Raw genomic sequence first — 16,777 nt, 5'->3', positions numbered from 1 at the left:
GTGAGTCTTACCCTCGGAATCGTCGGCCTGCCCAACGTCGGAAAGTCGACCCTGTTCAATGCGCTGACCCGCAACGATGTGCTGGCGGCGAACTACCCGTTCGCGACCATCGAGCCCAACGTCGGTGTGGTCGAGCTGCCCGACGCCCGCCTCGACCGCCTCGCGGAGATCTTCGGCAGTGAGCGGATCCTGCCGGCCGTCGTCAGCTTCGTCGACATCGCGGGAATCGTGAAGGGCGCCTCCGTGGGCGAGGGGATGGGCAACCAGTTCCTGGCGAACATCCGTGAGGCCGACGCGATCTGCCAGGTGGTCCGCGTGTTCGCCGACGACGACGTCGTGCACGTCGACGGTCGCGTCGATCCGTTCGCCGACATCGAGGTGATCGAGACCGAGCTGATCCTCGCCGATATGCAGACTCTGGAGAAGGCTCTGCCGCGTCTGGAGAAGGACGCGCGTAAGAACAAGGATCTGTCGGCTCTGCTCGACGCCGCGAAGAAGGCGCAGGAGATCCTCGACGGCGGCAAGACGCTGTTCTCGGCGAAGGACTCGTTCGATCTGTCGAGCGTCCGTGAGCTGCACCTGCTGACCGCGAAGCCGTTCCTCTACGTGTTCAACGCCGACGAGGGCGTGCTCACCGACGACGCCCGCAAGGAGGAGCTGCGCAAGGCCGTCGCCCCGGCCGACGCCGTGTTCCTGGACGCGAAGGTCGAGAGCGAGCTCCTCGAACTGGACGAGGAGGATGCGCAGGAACTCCTCGACTCGATCGGCCAGGACGAGCCCGGCCTTCGCCAGCTCGCGCGCGCCGGCTTCCACACGCTCGGTCTGCAGACCTACCTCACCGCGGGCCCGAAGGAGGCGCGCGCGTGGACGATCCGCCAAGGCGACACCGCCCCCAAGGCCGCGGGCGTGATCCACACCGACTTCGAGAAAGGCTTCATCAAGGCCGAGATCGTCTCCTATGACGACCTCGACGCCGCAGGCACCATGAACGACGCCAAGGCCGCGGGCAAGGTTCGCATGGAGGGCAAGGACTACGTCATGGCCGACGGGGACGTGGTCGAGTTCAGGTTTAACGTCTGATCGCCGCGGATTCCGCTCAGGGGCTCGGATTACGCCCAGGGCGCCGGTTTCCGCTCAGAGTCTGGCCCGGAGCGGGAGTCGGCGCCCTGGGCGTGAACGTCCCGGTGCGTGACCGGGCGCCGTGTTCTCGATGCGCTGTCGCCACGACTGCGTGCGGCGGACCATCGCGTCACCGGACATCCGGATCCGTCAGCTGATCGGTGATGCTGCGGGGGCTGCGCCCCAGGAGGCGCATGAGCGTGGGGTCCGAATGCGAGAAGTATCCGCTCCTCGTCGCCTGGAACATCGACAGGGTGAAGTGCGCGACAGCCTCGGGCACGCCGCTCGAGATCGCTTCGGCCACCCATGTCTCGTCGTCGACGACGACGCGGTCGATCTGGCGACCGGCGATCTCAGAGGCGGACGCTGCGAAGTCCGCCAGGGTGACGGGTTCGGGCAGCGTCAGATCTATCGGACCGTCGAACGGGTCGTCGGCGGTGAGGATCGCGGCGGCGGCCTCCGCGGCATCGCGCCGATCGACCCAGGAGAAGGGGCCGTCGGCGGGCATCGCGATCACGCCTGTCTCCTGCCATGCGCCGAGCAACTGGGCGGGGTCTCCGTAGAAGCCGTTGCGCAACGAGGTCCAGGCGACTCCGGACGCTGCCAGGTGCTGTTCGGTGGCGGCGTGGATCGCGAGCGGTGGGTAGGGGGTGTCGAAAGCTGTCCCGTGGGTGCTCGTGTACAAGATCCGCTGGGCCCCCGCCGCGACGGCCGCGTCGATCGCCCCGCGGTGCTGTGCGACGACATCGGCGGCGAGGTCGCTGGAGGACACCAGGAGTATTTGTTCGGCGTCGGCGAACGATTCGCGCAGAGCCCGGGGGTCGTCGTAGCTGCCCTGTCGTACGCGGACTCCTCGATCGGCCAGGTGCGTCGCACGCGACGGGTCGCGGACGCTGACACCGATCTGGTCCGGTGGTATTCGCGCGAGGAGGTGGTCGACGGTGGCCCCGTTGAGGGTGCCGGTAGCTCCGGTGACGATGATCATCCGAAAATCCTTTCGAAACGAGTCGGCGGCGCGGCGCGGTGTCGTCGGTCGGCCGCGCGGATCGTAAACTGACCATGGTGGTCAAGTTTCGGTCGGTTCCACCATGCAATAACTTGACTGATACAGTCAAGTTATTCGTCGACTCGGAGGGAGCCTGCGTCATGCCCGATTCCGTCGGTGGTCCGATCCTTCGCTCGGATGCTCGCCGAAACGTCGATCGGATCCTGCGCGCTGCGGTTCAGGTGTTCCGGGAGCAGGGGTTCTCCGCGCCGCTCGAGGAGGTCGCCGCGGCCGCCGAAGTGAGCAAGGCGACCATCTTCAATCGGCTCGGCGGGAGGATCGGACTGATCGACGCCGTCATCGACGAGGTCGTCGCGGCGGAGTTGCAGACTGTCATCGAGGATGCGCAGTCCGTCGTCGAGGTTCGCGAGCGGATCCGCTCGTATATCGGTGCGCTCCGGGACCTGCAGTATCGACTGCCGGCCGTCAACGATGTCCTGTTGCAGGAGTATGGCGACTCCGAGCCGCTGCTCGCCCTGTGCCATGCCGGGATGACCTTCCATGACAGTCTGGTCGCTCAAGGGCACGCTGCGGGCGTCCTCGTTCGGGACTTCACCCCGGCGGACTTTCAAGCACTCGCCAGAGACAACGCCCTGGTGCTCAAGCACGGCGGTCGGCCTTCTCGCGCCGACTACGATCGCCGAACCGCGTTCGTGCTCGACGGGATCTGCGCGTCCGCCTGACTTCGCGAGCCCGACGAGACGGCCCCGTGTGGGAATGTGGTGGAGGTCCGAATCTCCGAACCGGTATCCGGCGGTGGGACGAGCAGGAGCCTGGCGGGCGCTCGCCGACGGCGATCCGCAGGACCATCCTCACCCGGCAGCGACCGAGGTGTTCGCACGGTGGCGCCGAGCACTGACCCGATTTCCGGTGCCGAGTCGACGTCCGCGACCAACGACGCGCATCGTCCAGAGCCGACGCGCTAGGACAGACTCGCGCTAGGACAGACTCGAGACCCCGGCCGCGTCCCGGTCGGCCTCGTCGCGGCGATCGGATGCGGCCCCGTGTGCGGCACGGAACAGCGCCGCATCGAGGTCGGCGAGCGCAGTCGTGTCGAATGTCGAGGTCGACGCCAGGATCTCGTCTGCTCCGGTGGCGTCGACCAGCGCGGCGAGCCGAGTGGTGACGTCGGCTTCGGTGCCGAGGAACACGCCGTCGAGGTGCTTCTCGATGCGCTCGCGCACGCGATCCGGCCACGATCGCGCGAGGATCTGATCGACGGGTTCGAGCGGCCGGAACTCGCCCGTACGCCGTGTCATCGCCATCGCCCAGGCCTCCGGCAGGGCGAGTTCGCGGGCACGTGCGGCGGTCGGTCCCGCGAACACGTCCACCGAGAGCATCACGTGGGGGTGCTCGCCGCGGAACGAGGCACGGTACTCGGCGAGCAGGGCGGGGAGCTGTTCGTCGTGGACCATCGGGCCGCCGACGACGACGGGCAGGCCGAGTCGCGCCGCTCGCTCGATGCCCGATCGTGAGGCGAGCACGTGCACGGGGACCTCGGACGTGCGCGGTCGCGCCGTGATCGCCTCCTCGTCGCGGAGAAACCGGAGGAGCTCACGGATCTCCTCGTCGATCTCCTCGGACGACGCCTGCTCGCGACGCAGGGCCCGGCGCACCGCGCCGGTGAATCCCAGCGATGCGCCCACGCCGAGGTCGATGCGGTCGGGAAAGAGCGCCTCGAGCATGCGGAACTGTTCGGCGACGACGAGCGGTTGATGCTGGGGCAGCATCACGCCGCCCGAGCCCAACCTGATGCGCGACGTCACCTGCCCGATCGCCGCGAGCAGCACGGCAGGCGAACCGGAGGCGATTCCCGGTACCGCATGGTGCTCGGCGACCCAGAACCGATGGAATCCCAGTTCGTCGGCCCGAACAGCGCGTGCCGCGGTGTGATGCAATGCCTGCCCGTCGGGCTCACCGGCGCGCACCCGGGAGCGGTCGAGCAGCGAGACGTCCATGCCTGCTCCAACGGTGCTCGGCCAGGCCCTATTCCGGCGCCCGAACGACCGACCGCCTCCACGTGGACCACAACGATCCGCCCGCGCCGTATTCTGTGCCGGTGATCGTGACGACCGGACGCGTGCTCTGTGCGAACGATGATGGAACGGGGGAGCCACCGGGGTCCGGTGACTGCGGACATCACGCGCGGGCACACCGCAGTGCCGGAGGACGAATGAGCGGCGACCGATGGGCCTGAACCTCTCGTTCCTCGTCTACTCGAGCGATGGCGCCCTCGACCTCACCGAACCGGTCGCGGCGGGGGCCGCGGACGCGGTGATCGGCCGCCTGTTCCCGAGGACGCCGTATCGTCGTGTCGCGACGCGACCGCTCCTCGATACGAGCTTTCCGGAGCGGGGGACGCCGGCAGTCGGCGTCTACGACGACGGTGTGCTCATCGCGACCCGAGACGCCCATCTCTACGATCCGGACATCCTCCACACCCGCTATCACAAGCTCACCGAGTGGCCGGATCTACGACTGCTCACCTCCCGATCGGCGAACGGGATGTTCGCCTATGCGCGCTGGCAGGACGGACGGATGCAGCGGTGCATCTCGGTGAACGCCGTGGCCGGTGTCTGGCGCAACGACGGCGCTGCCGAAGCGTTCGAGGGGAACGAGGCGGTCAGCGACGATCGTTGGCTCGACCTCTGCAACGGTGCGCTCGCATCGGTCCTGAGCCTGGAGGGCGACGCCGCCCGGCCGGTGTCGAACGCAGTGGACTGGGAGGACGTCGGCCTGCACGTCTTCGCGCGGTGAGACCGGCGATGTCGCCGTCACCACTGGTGGCATCCCGCCCGTGAGGACCGGTCAGGTGGCGGTGGCGCACACCCAGCCGTCGGGCATGGTCCCGGTGTCGAGGAAGTCGAGGAGATCGGCGCTCGCGTCGTCGCCGATCGCCTCGCCGATGTGCGGATACAGCACAGGCTCCTCCTTGCCGTTGTGCGCGTCGAGGACGGCGAGCAGCCGATGCGCCGACCGACTGGAGTCCTCACACGAATCGAGCGCGGCGACGGCGTGATCGCACAGCGCCCAGATCTCGCCGTGCTCGCGGAGCATCACCATGACCGGCATCATCAGGCCGCGTTCGCGCAGCGCGTCGAAGCAGAACTCCTCTTCGAGATAGATGTGCCTGCGGAGGGAGTCGACGGCGGTCCGCAGCGCCGCGGCGCCGTGTGCCGGGTCGGCGGTGTACGCCGCGATCCCCGCGTCGATCTCCCGGTGCTCGGCCTCCAACAGCTGCGCCAACGATGCGCTCTCGGGCATGACATACCTCCTCGAACAGGCCCCCACCCACCGTATGTCCGCCACGGACCTCGCGACCGGGACGAAGGTCCCGCAGATGCGGGACCTCTGGTCACGTGGACGGGCGAGGTGCTGAGATCGTCGCCGGGGTCAGCCGAGCGCCTGCGCGAGCCCGACCAGAACGCCCTCGGGGCCGCGGACGTAGCAGAGTCGATAGACGTCCTCGAACCGGACCACCTCGGCACTCACGAGTTCGGTGCCGTGGGCCCGAAGTCGGTCGAGCGTGTCGTCGAGATCGTCCACCTCGAACATGACGCGCAGATACCCGAGGGAGTTGACCGGTGCGCGCCGATGATCGGCGACCACCTCCGGTTCGATGAACCGGGACAGTTCGATCTTGCCGCTGCCGTCCGGTGCGACGAGCATGGCGATCTCCACCCGCTGCCCGGGCAGGCCTGTCACCTGGCCCGACCAGTCGCCGTCGACAACGGTTCGCCCGTCCAGGGTGAGCCCGATCTCGAAGAAGAAGTCGATCGCCGCGTCGAGATCGGCGACGACGATGCCCACGTTGTCCATCCGCACAGTCATGAGCCCATGGTAAGGCGACTCCCGAGGCGGGAGCCTGCCGTACGGTGCACCCTCACATGCGGACCGGTGCGCGCTCTGCCATCAGGACTGGGCGGGGCCATCAGGACTGGGCGGGGCCGTCAGGACTGGGCGGGCTCGGCGACGGCCCGACGTGTGGCCGGTCGGACATGCGTGCCGGCCAGCGAGGACAGCGACCGGAACACCCGCTTGGACGACTCGGCCCACGGCATCAGGATCGGGAACACGTGGAACATCCCCAACTCCTCCATCGCGTGCACCGGAACCTCCGATTCGGCGAGGCGTGCGGCGAAATCGCGAATGCTGTCGCGGAACATCTCGGCCTCGCCCCAGCAGACGAATGTGGGAGGGAACCAGTCGGTGTCCGGACTGGCGTAGATCGCCGACACCCGGTTGTCGTTGGGCTGTACTCCGTGCAGGTAGGGGGCCACCGGAATGCTCCACGGCAGGACGTCGGAGTCGGCGTTCGCGGTCATGGAGTCCTGGCTGAGATCCAGGTCGATCTCCGGCGAGAACAGCGCGAGTGCCGCCGGTCGCGGTAGGCCTTCGGCGTGCAGATAGGACAGCAACGACGTCGCGAGGCCGCCGCCGCCGGAATCGCCCGCGACCATGAGGTGCTCGGCGGGCGTGCCCTGCTCGAGCAACGCTCGGTAGACGTCGGCCGCGTCGTGGATGCCCGCCGGGAACGGGAACTCCGGCGCCATCCGATAGTCGGCGATGAACACCTCGCAGTTGCTCAATCGGACCAGGGCCGCCGCGAAGGCGGTGTACATCATCGGCGTGGTGCCGATGTACCCGCCGCCGTGCAGATAGAGGATGGTGCCCTGCAGCGGGACCGGATCGCCGTCGTCGTCGACCAGTGCCTCCGGCTTCGGGCGGCACCAGACGCCTTCGACACCGCCGACCGTGTCCTTGACCAACTCGACCTTGCCGACGCCGCCGACGATCGGCGGCATCACACCGCTGCAGATCTGGTCCAGAACCCGCTCCATGGAGCGGAACTCCGGGATCGACAGCGACATCGTGTAGCCCATGAATGCGCGGATCGCGAGCCGCGTCGCCGTCTGGCCGAGGTTGTCGGCGAGCCCGCCCGGGCCGCGGAACGGATGAACGAACGGGAGGCGGGCGATGCCGTTGCCCATCGTGCCGGCCAGACCGAGCATGGTGAGTGCGGTGATGGGGCCGGACGCCGATTCGACGCCCTCTCTGTCGGCCATGACCATGTGGACGTTCCCCTTTGTTGCGTGGTTTGCGGCGTCGACCATTCTCGCAGAGATACCGGAGAACGGCCAGGTCGAGGCACGATTCTTCGCCCCGATCTCGCGCGGCGGGCTCGTCGGCGCTCAGTCGCCGACCGGACGCCGCCGATTCGCCTTGACTTGTCCGCGACGGGTCTTGGCGTCGAGGCGGCGCCGCTGCGATCCCTTCGTCGGGCGTGTCGCGCGGCGGGGGACCGACGGAGCGACGGCCTCGCGCAGCAGTCGCGCGAGACGCTCCCGGGCCGCCACTCGGTTGCGCCGTTGTGCGCGCTCCTCGGAGGCCGCGATCGTCAGGACGCCGCCGTCCAGGCGCGCGCCGAGACTGTGCAGCACCCGTTCTCGTTGTGTGTCGTCGAGCGCCGACGTCGTGGCCAGATCGAGGCTGAGCTGAACGCGGGAGTCCGTCGTGTTGACGCCCTGGCCGCCGGGTCCGGACGAACGTGAGAACTGCTCGATCAGCTCGGCAGCGGGCACCCGGATGCCACGGGGGCATCCGGGTCCCGGTGCGATGAGCAGATCGTCCATGCGACCATCATCGCGCGCCGACGGTGATCGACGCGAATGAATTCTTCTCCCGATCGAGTGTCGGCTCCGTCGAGGGGCAGGTCGAGATCGCCGTCGAACGGTGGGGAACGTCGTAGAGTGCCGGGTATGGGCACTCTGAGCTACGTCGCGACCATGTCCCTCGACGGATGCATCACTGACGCCGACGGCGATTTCGGTTGGACGGCGCCGTCACCGGAGATGTTCGACGTCCACGTCGAGCGCATGCGCGAGGTGTCGACCGAGGTGCTCGGCCGCAAGACATACGACCTGATTCGGTACTGGACGCATCTGCCCGCCGACCAGCCCGCGGCGCATCGGGAGTTCGCGCGCCTGTGGCGCGGTCTCGACAAAGTGGTCGCGTCGTCGACGATGGCGGCCGACGACCTCGCCGACCCGGTGGACCGGCTCGTCGCGGACCTCACCGTGGCCGACGTGCGGGAGATCGTCGCCGAGGCGACCGGAGTCGTCGAGATCTTCGGTCCGACCACAGCCGCCGCCGCGATGCGTGCCGATCTGGTCGACCGGTACCGCTTCTTCGTCGTGCCGGTGATCCTCGGCGGGCGCCCGGCGATACCGGCCGACGTTCACGTCGATCTGGAACTGGTGCACCACGAGGTGTTCGCCGACGGCGTGGTGCACGTCGAATACGAGCGTCGCCGCTCCGGATCCGGCGATCAGGGCGTCAGTATCGACATCGCGTGATCGGCGACGGCGTCGAGGTCGTCGCCGAGGCTGCCGTCGAGCCACTGCTGAACCAGCGCGGTCATGGCCCCGGTGAACATCGCCGCGCGGATCCGCCCGTCGAGCGGATCGGTCTCATGGGTGAGGGCCTCGACGAGGGTGGCCCGCCGTAGCAGTTCCTGTGTGGTCGAACGGCGTTGAATGAGAACGGGATTCGCCTGAGCCTCGGTGAACAGAACGCGTCCGCAACGGGGGTCGGCGGTACTGAAGCCGAGCACGGTGACGATTCCCGCGCGGGTTCGTGCGTGCACGGACGAACCCGTCTCGGCGAGTCGGTCGTCGAGCGTCTCGGCCAACGCCGTAGCCGTTCGATCGTATGTCGCACCGAGCAGTTCGCCGATGTCGGCGAAGCTCTCGTAGAAGTAACGCGTGTTGAAGTCGCAGGCCCGGCACACCGAGCGGACCGACAACGCTGCTTCGCCGTCGGTGCCGAAGATGTCGAACGCCGCGTCGATCAGCCGCGATCTGCGTTCGGCGCGGCGGTCCGCGAGCGGAACACCCGCCCATCTCGTTGGGCTCGACACCCCCTCAGCATACGTTCCGTCCAACTCTGGTCACGTATGTATCCAAAAGCTATTCTGGATACATATGTTGCCAGAGTCCGAGGAGGACGATCATGCTGTCTGTTCCGCTTCCGTCCACGCTGCCGAGCCTTCCCTCGGTCGGCGGTCTGTCCGTTCGACTTCCTCACCAGTACGTGGGGGACTGGCTGAATGCGAGATTCGACGACCAGGTGAAGTCGAAGTTCTTCCGCGGTATGGAGTTCGATGCGCCGCAAGGTGATCCGGGGTGGTTCGGACCGGACAGTCGCACCTGGTATGTGCATTCGCACACCCCGGCGTTGATCTTCGGCCTGCAGTGCGCCGCGTATCTCGAACGCCTCGACCCGAGCATCTACTGGATGGGAATCCATCACTCTCGCCTCGTCGAGACCGGTGACTCGGGAGTCGTCGCCCGTCTCGACCCGGAGGGGCTCGCCGTCCGACTCGGGCACTCGCTGGCCTTCTTCATCGGCACCGCGTACGGCTCGACGGCGACGGCCGAGCGTCTGGCGCGCACGGTGCGGTCCATGCATCACACGATCAAGGGAGTTCGGCCGGACGGTCTGGCGTACGACGCCGACGATCCGGACTGGTTGCGATGGAACTACGCGACGGTCGTGTGGGGTATCGCGACGGCGCACGAGATCTACCACCCGAAGCCGCTGCGCGGAGCCGAGCTCGACGAGTACTACGCCGAATTCGTGCGCGTCGGACAATCATTGGGCGGCACCGACCTCCCGACGTCGAAAGTGGAGGCCCTCGACTGTCTCAAGGAGTACCTGCCGAAACTCGGACTCACCTTCGGCAACGCGATGGCGACCGGCGTCAACGTGACCAACCCCGCGCAGGCGGCCGTCGACTGGGCGATCCGCGACACCATGCCCGCGTGGGCGGCGCACCTGGTGATGTACCGACCGCCGAACCCGGTCGAACGCCGCGCCCGCCGCGCCGCGGTGTGGAGTGCGATCAACGGGCTGCATGCGAGCATGGGGGAAGCGCCGGAATTCGCCGCGGCGAAGCATCGGGTCGCGGGTGGAACCACGGTCGCGCATACCGAGCCGACGTATGTGCTCGGCTCCGATCCCGCCATGGACCGGGACGAGGTCGAGCGCGTGTACGGCGGGTAGGGGACCGCCGGTACGACGCGGAGGGGGCGTGGGGTCTGTCCGGGAAGTGGGTCGGCGCCCCCGAGCCGCACGGTCGTGTGCTGCGATCACGACGGGCCCGCACATCACCCTCGGGCACTGGTGCGATACCAGTGCGGATTCGCTGTGGCGGAGGTCATACTGAACTCCAAACGGCGCTGTGACGTGCACAAACGTCCCCATATGAGGGGCCGAGGTTCGGCCCACCGTGATTCGAACCGTGCGGGCCGTGCCGCCGCCGACCGATACTGGCGGCAGTCGGATCGAGAGTCGCTCTGGAAGCCCCTTGCTCGCAGACCCAAGCCTCGTCCGGCGGTGAAACCACATGGTGCGCACCTACGTCGCCCGTGGGGAAACGATCGCTGCCAATTCCAAGACCGAGGGGCTCGACATGACATCCACGTTGCATCCGCAATTGTCGCATTCCACGTTGGTACCGAGAGAACATGTGCACCGCGACGCACTGTCGGAGGTGTACCTGACCGACATCATCTGTGATCGGTACCCGAACTTCCGCATCGGTGTCCATCTACCGAAGTCGCACAGTTACTACAGCGACCACATCGGGCCGGCCGAGCATCGATACGACCCTCTTCTCGTTCTCGAGTGCTTCCGACAGACCTCCATCCTGATCGCGCACCGTCACGTCGACGTCGATTTCGGCCAGGCCTTCATCTTCAACTCCGCTGACATCCGGGTCATCTCTCCAGAGGCCATGACAATCACAGCGAAACCAGGGAACGGCGAGGTGAGCGCTGTGATTGTCGGCGAGAAGGTTCGCGGCGACGAGGTCATCGGCATCACCTTGGAGATGGAATGTCTCCTGGGAGGCGTCGCCGCGGCCGCGGTGACGATGCGCATCCAATGGATGCCACGCGGCATCTGGACTCGTGTTCGGAACAAGGGGCGAGCGCGACTCGGCCTCGGGGAGTACCGGACCGGTATCGAGCCGCAGTCCGGGCGCGGTCCTCGAACCGCCCGGGTCGTCCACCCCGCGGAGACGCTCGGCCGCAGAATCATCCGCAATGCAGTGCTTGGAGACGCGACCACGACCGCAGGCGGCTTCGAGATCGACGTGCTCGTCGACCAACGCCACCCGAGCCTTTTCGATCACCCTCTCGATCACATCCCCGGCGCAGTGCTCTTCGAGGCGATTCGGCAGGCGGGGATCTTCGCCGCACATGAGTTCCACGGACTGAGTGCACGACGGCTCGTGTTGACCTCGCTTCGCGCCGAGTTCACCCGGTTCGGTGAACTCGATCTGCACACCGTCATCCGGATCCGGCCCGTCGACGGCCCGGACTCGGGATTCACCTTCGAGGTCGAGGTGCTCCAGGAGGAGGAGCCGATCACCACGGGATGTGTCCGTCTCATTCGCCATGTCAGCGACGATGCGCGCGGCGTCCTGGTCGGAGGTGCGCGATGACCGCGCCGGTAGTGGTCGACATCGAGCCACACACTGAGTCATCGCGCTACTCGGCGGTGTATTTCGACTTCGGCGGCGTCCTGTCACCGCCCATCGAGGAACTCTTCCTCGAGTACGAGCGAAAGACAGGCATCGCCCCGTCTGATCTCAAAGCTGCGATGGCCGGCGTCGCCGACCCTCTCGGTGTCGACGTTCTGGCGCCGGTGGAACTGGGAATGCTCACCGAAGACGAGTGGGTGCGCAGGCTGCACGCTTGGTTGACGGCGAGGGGAATCGACGTCTCACGCTCACAGCGTGAGTTCGGGCGCCAGTGGTTCGATGGGCACGGGGTGAACGAGACCGTGCGCAATCTCGCACTGCAACTGCGTCGGTCGGGGTACCGAGTCGGCGTCCTGACCAATAACGTCCGCGAGTGGGAGCCCTATTGGCGCTCCATGGTCGGGCTCGACGACGAGGTCGACGCCATCGTCGATTCCTATGCCGTGGGACTTCGCAAGCCGGATCCTCGAGTCTTCGCTCTCGCAGCGGACCGGATCGGTGTACCGGGACCGGAGGTGATCCTCGTGGACGATCTGCAGGTGAATTGTGATGCCGCCGAGAACGCGGGGTGGGAAGCGGTGCACTTCGTCGACAACAGTCGAGCTCTCGTCGATCTCTCTCGACTGCTCGCGACCACCTCCGAGGACGGCTCCCGATGACCCACACGTCGCCGTCCGGAAACGGCCGCCCCGGCGTCCTGCTCGCCGCAATCCTGCTCGGGGTCGTCGTGGTTCCCACGGGCGTATCCGGTACCGGTGTCGCACTCCCGCACATCGCGGCCGACCTCGGGTCGCAACCCGCACAGCTTCAGTGGGTGGTCAACGGGTTCAACCTCACCTTCGCGGTGTTCAGCCTCGTGGCCGGATCGATCGCCGATCACCTGGGCCGCCGCCGCGGACTACTGCTGGGCGGCGTCGTGTTCGCCGCCGCGGGCGTCCTGAGCGCACTCAGCCCCGACCTCGTCGTTCTCGACCTTGCTCGCGCACTCGCGGGAGTCGGTGCGGCGATCATCTTCGCCTGCTCGGGTGCGCTGATCGCCATCACCTTCTCCGGCAAGGCTGCGGCCCGCGCCTTCGCTCTGTTCGGCACTGCAGCAGGTGTCGGGCTCGGGCTCGGGCCGAGCATCTCCTCGGCCGCCATCGCGCTCATCGGTTGGACGGGCATCTTCTGGTTCAACGCCGTGGCGATCATCATCGCCATCGCGCTCGTTCTTCTGTCCGGCGTACACGACACCCCGGCCCAGGACACCGGACAGATCGACTACCGCGGAGCCCTTGTGTTCGCGGCCGCACTGAGCCTTGTGATCGCCGGTGTCGCACAGAGCAGTTCCTGGGGTTGGTCGTCACCGGGCACGATCGTTCTCGTCGCCGGGGGAATCCTGCTGCTCGCTGTGTTCGTGCGCCTGCAGGCGGTCACCGGCAACCCGCTGCTCGACCTGAGCCTGCTGCGGTCTCCGCGGCTGGTCGGGCTGCTTCTCGTTCCCGTTGCGGGAGCCGTCGGCTTCGTCACGTTGCTCACCTACTACCCGACGTTCCTGACCGGGGTCTGGCAGCTGGGTTCCGGATCGGTCGGGGCAGTCATGCTGATCATGACGGTCCCCGTGATCGTGGGCCCGATCGTCGCGGGGGCGTTGCACGGCCGCGGCGTGCCGACGTGGGTGATCCTCGGTGCAAGCGTCGCGTTCTACGTCATCGGAGCGGCGCTGCTCACCCGCGAGAACACCGCCGTGGATGTGCCCGACCTGATACTTCCGTTCGTGCTGTTGGGCGCGGGGTTCGGGCTCGGGGTCGGTCTCGTCGACGGACAGGCGATCGGCTCGGTCCCCGAGGAGAAGTCGGGCATGGTGTCGGGCCTGGTGTCCACTGTCAGGCTCGGCAGCGAAGCCGTCGTCGTCGCGGTGTTCGCCAGTGCACTCTCGGTGGGCGTCGGCGGGAAGGTGCGGCAGGTGCTGCCCGACACTCTGGACGCCGGGGATCAGGACACGATCGTCGACCGGGTCGTCACAGGCGAGATCCACGATGCCTCCGGAGTCGCGGCCGATGCGCTGCGCGAAGCCTTCGCCACGGGGTTGGTGCCCCTGCTGTGGACGATCGTCGGAGTCAGCGCAGTGCTCGCTGTTTCCATCGTGGTGCTGCTGCGCAGGACGGCCGAGCCCACCACTACGACGGCGGGCTCCGAGCACGCGACACCCGCTGCGGCCGAGCGTGATCCATTGGGCGTCGCGGAAGCGACACGTGAGCATGCGATCGATTCCCGAATCATTTCCGAGAGGACCCCTCGATGACCACCACGACCTCCACGGCTGCCGCTGACAACGCCGTATTCCCCGCGCCCTCGGTCAGCGACATCCCACTGCTCGACACGCCCGCCCCGTACGTCCGGGAATGGGCCGGGGCCGACGGCCTCACCCGAATCGAGCTCCCGAGCGGACATGAGGCGATCAGCCTCACGGCCTACGACCACGTCAAGACACTCATGCTGGACCGAACCGCGAGCCGAGCCCTGTGCAACGTCGACGGCGGCCCGTCGTTCATGCCGACGAACTGGGCGCCGGAAGTACTGATCAACCTCGATGCCCCGGTGCACGGGATCGTCCGCGAATTCGTATCCCATGAATTCAGCGCCCGGGCCATCGCCGCTCTCGCACCACTCATCGCAGAGTTGACGAATGCCGCCCTCGACGACCTCGAAGCAACTGCCGAACCAGACCTCGTCGGGCAGGTGTTTCGGGTGGTGCCCGCCCGGATGGTGTGCCGCCTACTCGGGGTCGACGACGCCCTCGCGCCGTGGATGAACGAGTTGGGTCGGCGGATTCAACTCGCACCGCGCGACGACGTCCCGTTGATCGAGCGGTCCTGGATAGAACTCTACGGCTGGGTCCGACGCCTGGTGGCAGGGCAGGAGCCGTTCTCCGACGATGGCCTCGTGGCAACGTACCGTCGTCGCGCAGCACAGCCCGAGTTCGCCGTGGTCGACGATTCCCTGATCGCCGGGACGGTCATGGGCATCGTGCTGGGCGGCGACAACAATGTCGCGACGATGTTGACTAAGACGGCGTACGCGGCGCTGGCAGAGCCCGAACTGTATCGGTCCGTCGTCCACGGCGACGCCACGGTCGAAGGGCTCGTCGAAGAGATCTTGCGTCTGATGCCGCTCGGCACCCCCGGATCCTTCCCACGGGAGTTGACGCGACCACTCGAGGTGGGCGGTGTCGAGATCCCGGCCGGAGCGATCGTCTATCCGCATATCAATGCCGCCAATCGCGACCCGGAGGTCTTCGACAGCCCGCTGCGCATCGATCCGACCCGGCCGGGACGCCGTCACCTGCAGTACGGCTACGGTATGCACCGCTGTATGGGATCGGCCCTTGCCCAGATCGAACTGATCACGGTTCTCGATGCGGTCGTGATGCGGCTCCCCGATCTGCGACTCGCGGTACCACCTGAGCAGATCGAATGGGACCTGGGCACCGGACTCCGTCGTCCGGTGCGGCTTCCCGTGGTAGTCGGACAGAACAAGGCGGTGCACCGGTGACAGGAGCAGACCACAACGACGTCATCGTGATCGGTGGCGGTCCCGTCGGCATGCTCGTAGCCAATGAGCTGGCGCTGCATGGAATCTCGGCCCTCGTGCTGGAGCAGCGTGGTGAGGTGAGCGAGTATCCCAAGGCCGGGACGTACCACGCACGGGCCATCGCGACGCTGGCGCGGCGCGGGATGATCACAGTTCCACGAGTCACGACAGACCATCGGCAGGAGACCGTCGAACCCTTCCAGTTCGCCGGTTATCCGTGGCTCAGCGTACGAGGTCGCACCATCGACGGTCCGGTGATGCTGGGAATCGCCCAGGCCGATCTCGAGCGCGCGATCGCTCGGCGGGCAGAGGCGTCGGGAGCGCGGGTTCTACGTCGGCACAAGGCAATCAGTGTCGAGCAGGACGACGAAGGTGTGCGTGTGGTCGCTGCGGGCCCGGACGGAGTCGAACAATCCTTCGCAGCCGGGTACGTGGTCGGCGCCGACGGCGGGCGCAGCACGGTGCGGCGATCGGGGGCGTTCGCCGTACGCGAGTACGCGCCCACCATGCGAGCGATTCTCGGTCTGGCCCACGTACCGCACCCGGAACAGCTGCGCCCCGGATGGACGCCCACCCCGCGTGGTTGGACGCTGTTGAACCTCAACCGCTACGGGGACAGTCGCCTCATCGTCTTCGAATTCGACGGCCCGATAACCGATCGCGCAGAGCCGGTCACTCCGGAGGAGTTCACGGCAGCCGTAGACCGCGCCGCGGGGTCACATGTGGATCTCGTCGAGCCCCACTATTTGAACCGGTTCAGCGACTACAGCCGCGTGGTGGACAACTATCGACACGGGCGGCTTCTCCTCGCGGGCGACGCTGCGCACATCCACTACCCGCTGGGCGGGCAGGGCCTCAACACCGGCATCAACGATGCCGTCAACCTCGGGTGGAAGCTCGCAGCCGTCCTCACCGGCGCCGCCGACGAGCGGCTACTGGACACATACGGAGCAGAGCGCGAAGCGATCGGGAAATGGCTCATCGACAACACTCGGCTGCAGTCCACCTTGATGAATCCAGATCCCGCGAACGAGCCGTTGCGAAACATGGTCGAGAAATGGTTACGCGAGCCGGCCGCGCACGACTGGCTCGCCGATCAGATCAACGGAACCTCCGTGCGGCACCCGGTGCATGACGGTGACGCGAGAGCGCATCCGCTCGACGGCGAATTCGTACCGGATTTCGAGCTCGGGGCGATCGACGGTGCGACACTCTCCGTCGCCGAACTTCTCCAACGGGGAGAGTTCCTCGTACTGGCGCGGGCGAGCGTCGCCCAGACTGTAGACGAAGCCGTCGAACTGCCGTTCTCCCGGATCGTGGCAGTGTCTTCAGGCCTGCCCGAGGAGTATCCGGATGTCGTCCTGGTGCGACCCGACGGCTATGTGGCGTGGGCGGGTGGACCTGACGCGATCATCGAGATGACCGAGAGCGTGCGCAGACACTTCGGTCTCCGCGCCAAGGTACGAACGCCCGCGGCGATCGACGTATAGGCG

17 protein-coding genes are annotated in these 16,777 nt (G+C 67.2%); 10 read left to right on the top strand and 7 right to left on the bottom strand.

Annotated elements, in window-relative coordinates:
• On the top strand, window positions 1-1,080 hold the full coding sequence (gene ychF / locus BKA16_RS19620) for a redox-regulated ATPase YchF (protein ID WP_183372244.1): 1,080 nt from the start codon (window positions 1-3) through the stop codon (window positions 1,078-1,080).
• Window positions 1,081-1,249: 169 nt separating this feature from the next.
• Here the strand turns inward: ychF and BKA16_RS19615 are convergent, their stop codons facing one another.
• Window positions 1,250-2,104 carry an NAD(P)H-binding protein gene (locus BKA16_RS19615; protein WP_183372243.1) on the bottom strand — a complete coding sequence of 285 codons (855 nt, stop codon included), beginning with the start codon at window positions 2,102-2,104 and terminating at the stop codon, window positions 1,250-1,252.
• 161 nt (window positions 2,105-2,265) lie between these two features.
• On the opposite strand from BKA16_RS19615, the gene BKA16_RS19610 reads away from it, so the two are divergent.
• The gene (locus BKA16_RS19610; RefSeq protein ID WP_183372242.1) at window positions 2,266-2,847 is read left to right on the top strand and encodes a TetR/AcrR family transcriptional regulator; all 582 of its coding nucleotides are present in this window, start codon (window positions 2,266-2,268) and stop codon (window positions 2,845-2,847) included.
• Between the two features lie 255 nt (window positions 2,848-3,102).
• On the opposite strand, the gene BKA16_RS19605 is transcribed toward BKA16_RS19610, so the two are convergent.
• Window positions 3,103-4,122: an MsnO8 family LLM class oxidoreductase gene (locus tag BKA16_RS19605; protein WP_183372241.1), complete on the bottom strand. Its 1,020-nt coding sequence runs from the start codon at window positions 4,120-4,122 to the stop codon at window positions 3,103-3,105.
• A 229-nt stretch (window positions 4,123-4,351) separates the two neighbouring features.
• On the opposite strand from BKA16_RS19605, the gene BKA16_RS19600 reads away from it, so the two are divergent.
• Window positions 4,352-4,921, top strand: a complete 570-nt coding sequence (locus BKA16_RS19600) for a DUF6928 family protein (protein ID WP_183372240.1) — start codon at window positions 4,352-4,354, stop codon at window positions 4,919-4,921.
• Between the two features lie 51 nt (window positions 4,922-4,972).
• Here BKA16_RS19600 and BKA16_RS19595 read toward each other — a convergent pair whose 3' ends face one another.
• The 4 genes from BKA16_RS19595 to arfB all read right to left on the bottom strand — a co-directional run bounded on the left by BKA16_RS19595 (window position 4,973) and on the right by arfB (window position 7,797).
• Entirely contained in the window at window positions 4,973-5,428 is a 456-nt protein-coding gene (locus BKA16_RS19595; protein ID WP_183372239.1) for a hemerythrin domain-containing protein, read from the bottom strand.
• A 129-nt stretch (window positions 5,429-5,557) separates the two neighbouring features.
• A complete protein-coding gene (locus BKA16_RS19590) occupies window positions 5,558-5,995 on the bottom strand; it encodes a VOC family protein (RefSeq protein WP_183372238.1) in 438 nt (145 codons plus the stop codon).
• A 119-nt stretch (window positions 5,996-6,114) separates the two neighbouring features.
• Window positions 6,115-7,236, bottom strand: a complete 1,122-nt coding sequence (locus BKA16_RS19585; protein ID WP_183372237.1) for an alpha/beta hydrolase — start codon at window positions 7,234-7,236, stop codon at window positions 6,115-6,117.
• A gap of 120 nt (window positions 7,237-7,356) precedes the next feature.
• Window positions 7,357-7,797 (bottom strand): alternative ribosome rescue aminoacyl-tRNA hydrolase ArfB, encoded by a 441-nt coding sequence (arfB, locus tag BKA16_RS19580; protein ID WP_183372236.1) that lies wholly within the window; start codon window positions 7,795-7,797, stop codon window positions 7,357-7,359.
• 126 nt (window positions 7,798-7,923) lie between these two features.
• Here arfB and BKA16_RS19575 point away from each other — a divergent pair, with 126 nt between their 5' ends.
• Window positions 7,924-8,520, top strand: a complete 597-nt coding sequence (locus BKA16_RS19575; protein ID WP_183372235.1) for a dihydrofolate reductase family protein — start codon at window positions 7,924-7,926, stop codon at window positions 8,518-8,520.
• Here BKA16_RS19575 and BKA16_RS19570 read toward each other — a convergent pair.
• Window positions 8,493-9,083 (bottom strand): TetR/AcrR family transcriptional regulator, encoded by a 591-nt coding sequence (locus tag BKA16_RS19570; RefSeq protein ID WP_183372234.1) that lies wholly within the window; start codon window positions 9,081-9,083, stop codon window positions 8,493-8,495. The two genes, BKA16_RS19575 and BKA16_RS19570, sit on opposite strands and share 28 nt — an antisense overlap.
• A gap of 92 nt (window positions 9,084-9,175) precedes the next feature.
• On the opposite strand from BKA16_RS19570, the gene BKA16_RS19565 reads away from it, so the two are divergent.
• From BKA16_RS19565 to BKA16_RS19540, 6 genes are all read left to right on the top strand, one after another.
• On the top strand, window positions 9,176-10,228 hold the full coding sequence (locus tag BKA16_RS19565) for an oxygenase MpaB family protein (RefSeq protein WP_183372233.1): 1,053 nt from the start codon (window positions 9,176-9,178) through the stop codon (window positions 10,226-10,228).
• A gap of 466 nt (window positions 10,229-10,694) precedes the next feature.
• A complete protein-coding gene (locus BKA16_RS19560; RefSeq protein WP_183372232.1) occupies window positions 10,695-11,672 on the top strand; it encodes an AfsA-related hotdog domain-containing protein in 978 nt (325 codons plus the stop codon).
• Window positions 11,669-12,370, top strand: coding sequence for an HAD family hydrolase (locus BKA16_RS19555; protein ID WP_183372231.1), 702 nt, complete (start codon window positions 11,669-11,671; stop codon window positions 12,368-12,370). The genes BKA16_RS19560 and BKA16_RS19555 overlap by 4 nt, the downstream gene beginning before the upstream one ends.
• Window positions 12,367-13,995: an MFS transporter gene (locus tag BKA16_RS19550; RefSeq protein WP_183372230.1), complete on the top strand. Its 1,629-nt coding sequence runs from the start codon at window positions 12,367-12,369 to the stop codon at window positions 13,993-13,995. Before BKA16_RS19555 ends, BKA16_RS19550 begins: the two co-directional genes overlap by 4 nt.
• Window positions 13,992-15,245, top strand: a complete 1,254-nt coding sequence (locus BKA16_RS19545; RefSeq protein ID WP_183372229.1) for a cytochrome P450 — start codon at window positions 13,992-13,994, stop codon at window positions 15,243-15,245. The genes BKA16_RS19550 and BKA16_RS19545 overlap by 4 nt, the downstream gene beginning before the upstream one ends.
• The gene (locus tag BKA16_RS19540; protein WP_343067528.1) at window positions 15,242-16,774 is read left to right on the top strand and encodes an FAD-dependent monooxygenase; all 1,533 of its coding nucleotides are present in this window, start codon (window positions 15,242-15,244) and stop codon (window positions 16,772-16,774) included. Before BKA16_RS19545 ends, BKA16_RS19540 begins: the two co-directional genes overlap by 4 nt.
• Window positions 16,775-16,777: the final 3 nt, after the last annotated feature.

Source organism: Gordonia humi, assembly GCF_014197435.1.
In the GTDB taxonomy this organism is placed as follows: domain Bacteria; phylum Actinomycetota; class Actinomycetes; order Mycobacteriales; family Mycobacteriaceae; genus Gordonia; species Gordonia humi.
The sequence above is the reverse complement of the archived record's forward strand: the minus strand, read 5'-3'. Positions and strand labels throughout refer to the sequence as shown.

What these genes read in the sequence shown, in the direction of transcription:
- BKA16_RS19615 (WP_183372243.1), bottom strand. Translation starts at nt 2,104, where the DNA reads ATGATCATCGTCACCGGAGCTACCGGCACCCTCAACGGGGCCACCGTC.
- BKA16_RS19610 (WP_183372242.1), top strand. Translation starts at nt 2,266, where the DNA reads ATGCCCGATTCCGTCGGTGGTCCGATCCTTCGCTCGGATGCTCGCCGA.
- BKA16_RS19605 (WP_183372241.1), bottom strand. Translation starts at nt 4,122, where the DNA reads ATGGACGTCTCGCTGCTCGACCGCTCCCGGGTGCGCGCCGGTGAGCCC.
- BKA16_RS19600 (WP_183372240.1), top strand. Translation starts at nt 4,352, where the DNA reads ATGGGCCTGAACCTCTCGTTCCTCGTCTACTCGAGCGATGGCGCCCTC.
- BKA16_RS19595 (WP_183372239.1), bottom strand. Translation starts at nt 5,428, where the DNA reads ATGCCCGAGAGCGCATCGTTGGCGCAGCTGTTGGAGGCCGAGCACCGG.
- BKA16_RS19590 (WP_183372238.1), bottom strand. Translation starts at nt 5,995, where the DNA reads ATGACTGTGCGGATGGACAACGTGGGCATCGTCGTCGCCGATCTCGAC.
- BKA16_RS19585 (WP_183372237.1), bottom strand. Translation starts at nt 7,236, where the DNA reads ATGGTCATGGCCGACAGAGAGGGCGTCGAATCGGCGTCCGGCCCCATC.
- arfB (WP_183372236.1), bottom strand. Translation starts at nt 7,797, where the DNA reads ATGGACGATCTGCTCATCGCACCGGGACCCGGATGCCCCCGTGGCATC.
- BKA16_RS19575 (WP_183372235.1), top strand. Translation starts at nt 7,924, where the DNA reads ATGGGCACTCTGAGCTACGTCGCGACCATGTCCCTCGACGGATGCATC.
- BKA16_RS19565 (WP_183372233.1), top strand. Translation starts at nt 9,176, where the DNA reads ATGCTGTCTGTTCCGCTTCCGTCCACGCTGCCGAGCCTTCCCTCGGTC.
- BKA16_RS19555 (WP_183372231.1), top strand. Translation starts at nt 11,669, where the DNA reads ATGACCGCGCCGGTAGTGGTCGACATCGAGCCACACACTGAGTCATCG.
- BKA16_RS19550 (WP_183372230.1), top strand. Translation starts at nt 12,367, where the DNA reads ATGACCCACACGTCGCCGTCCGGAAACGGCCGCCCCGGCGTCCTGCTC.
- BKA16_RS19545 (WP_183372229.1), top strand. Translation starts at nt 13,992, where the DNA reads ATGACCACCACGACCTCCACGGCTGCCGCTGACAACGCCGTATTCCCC.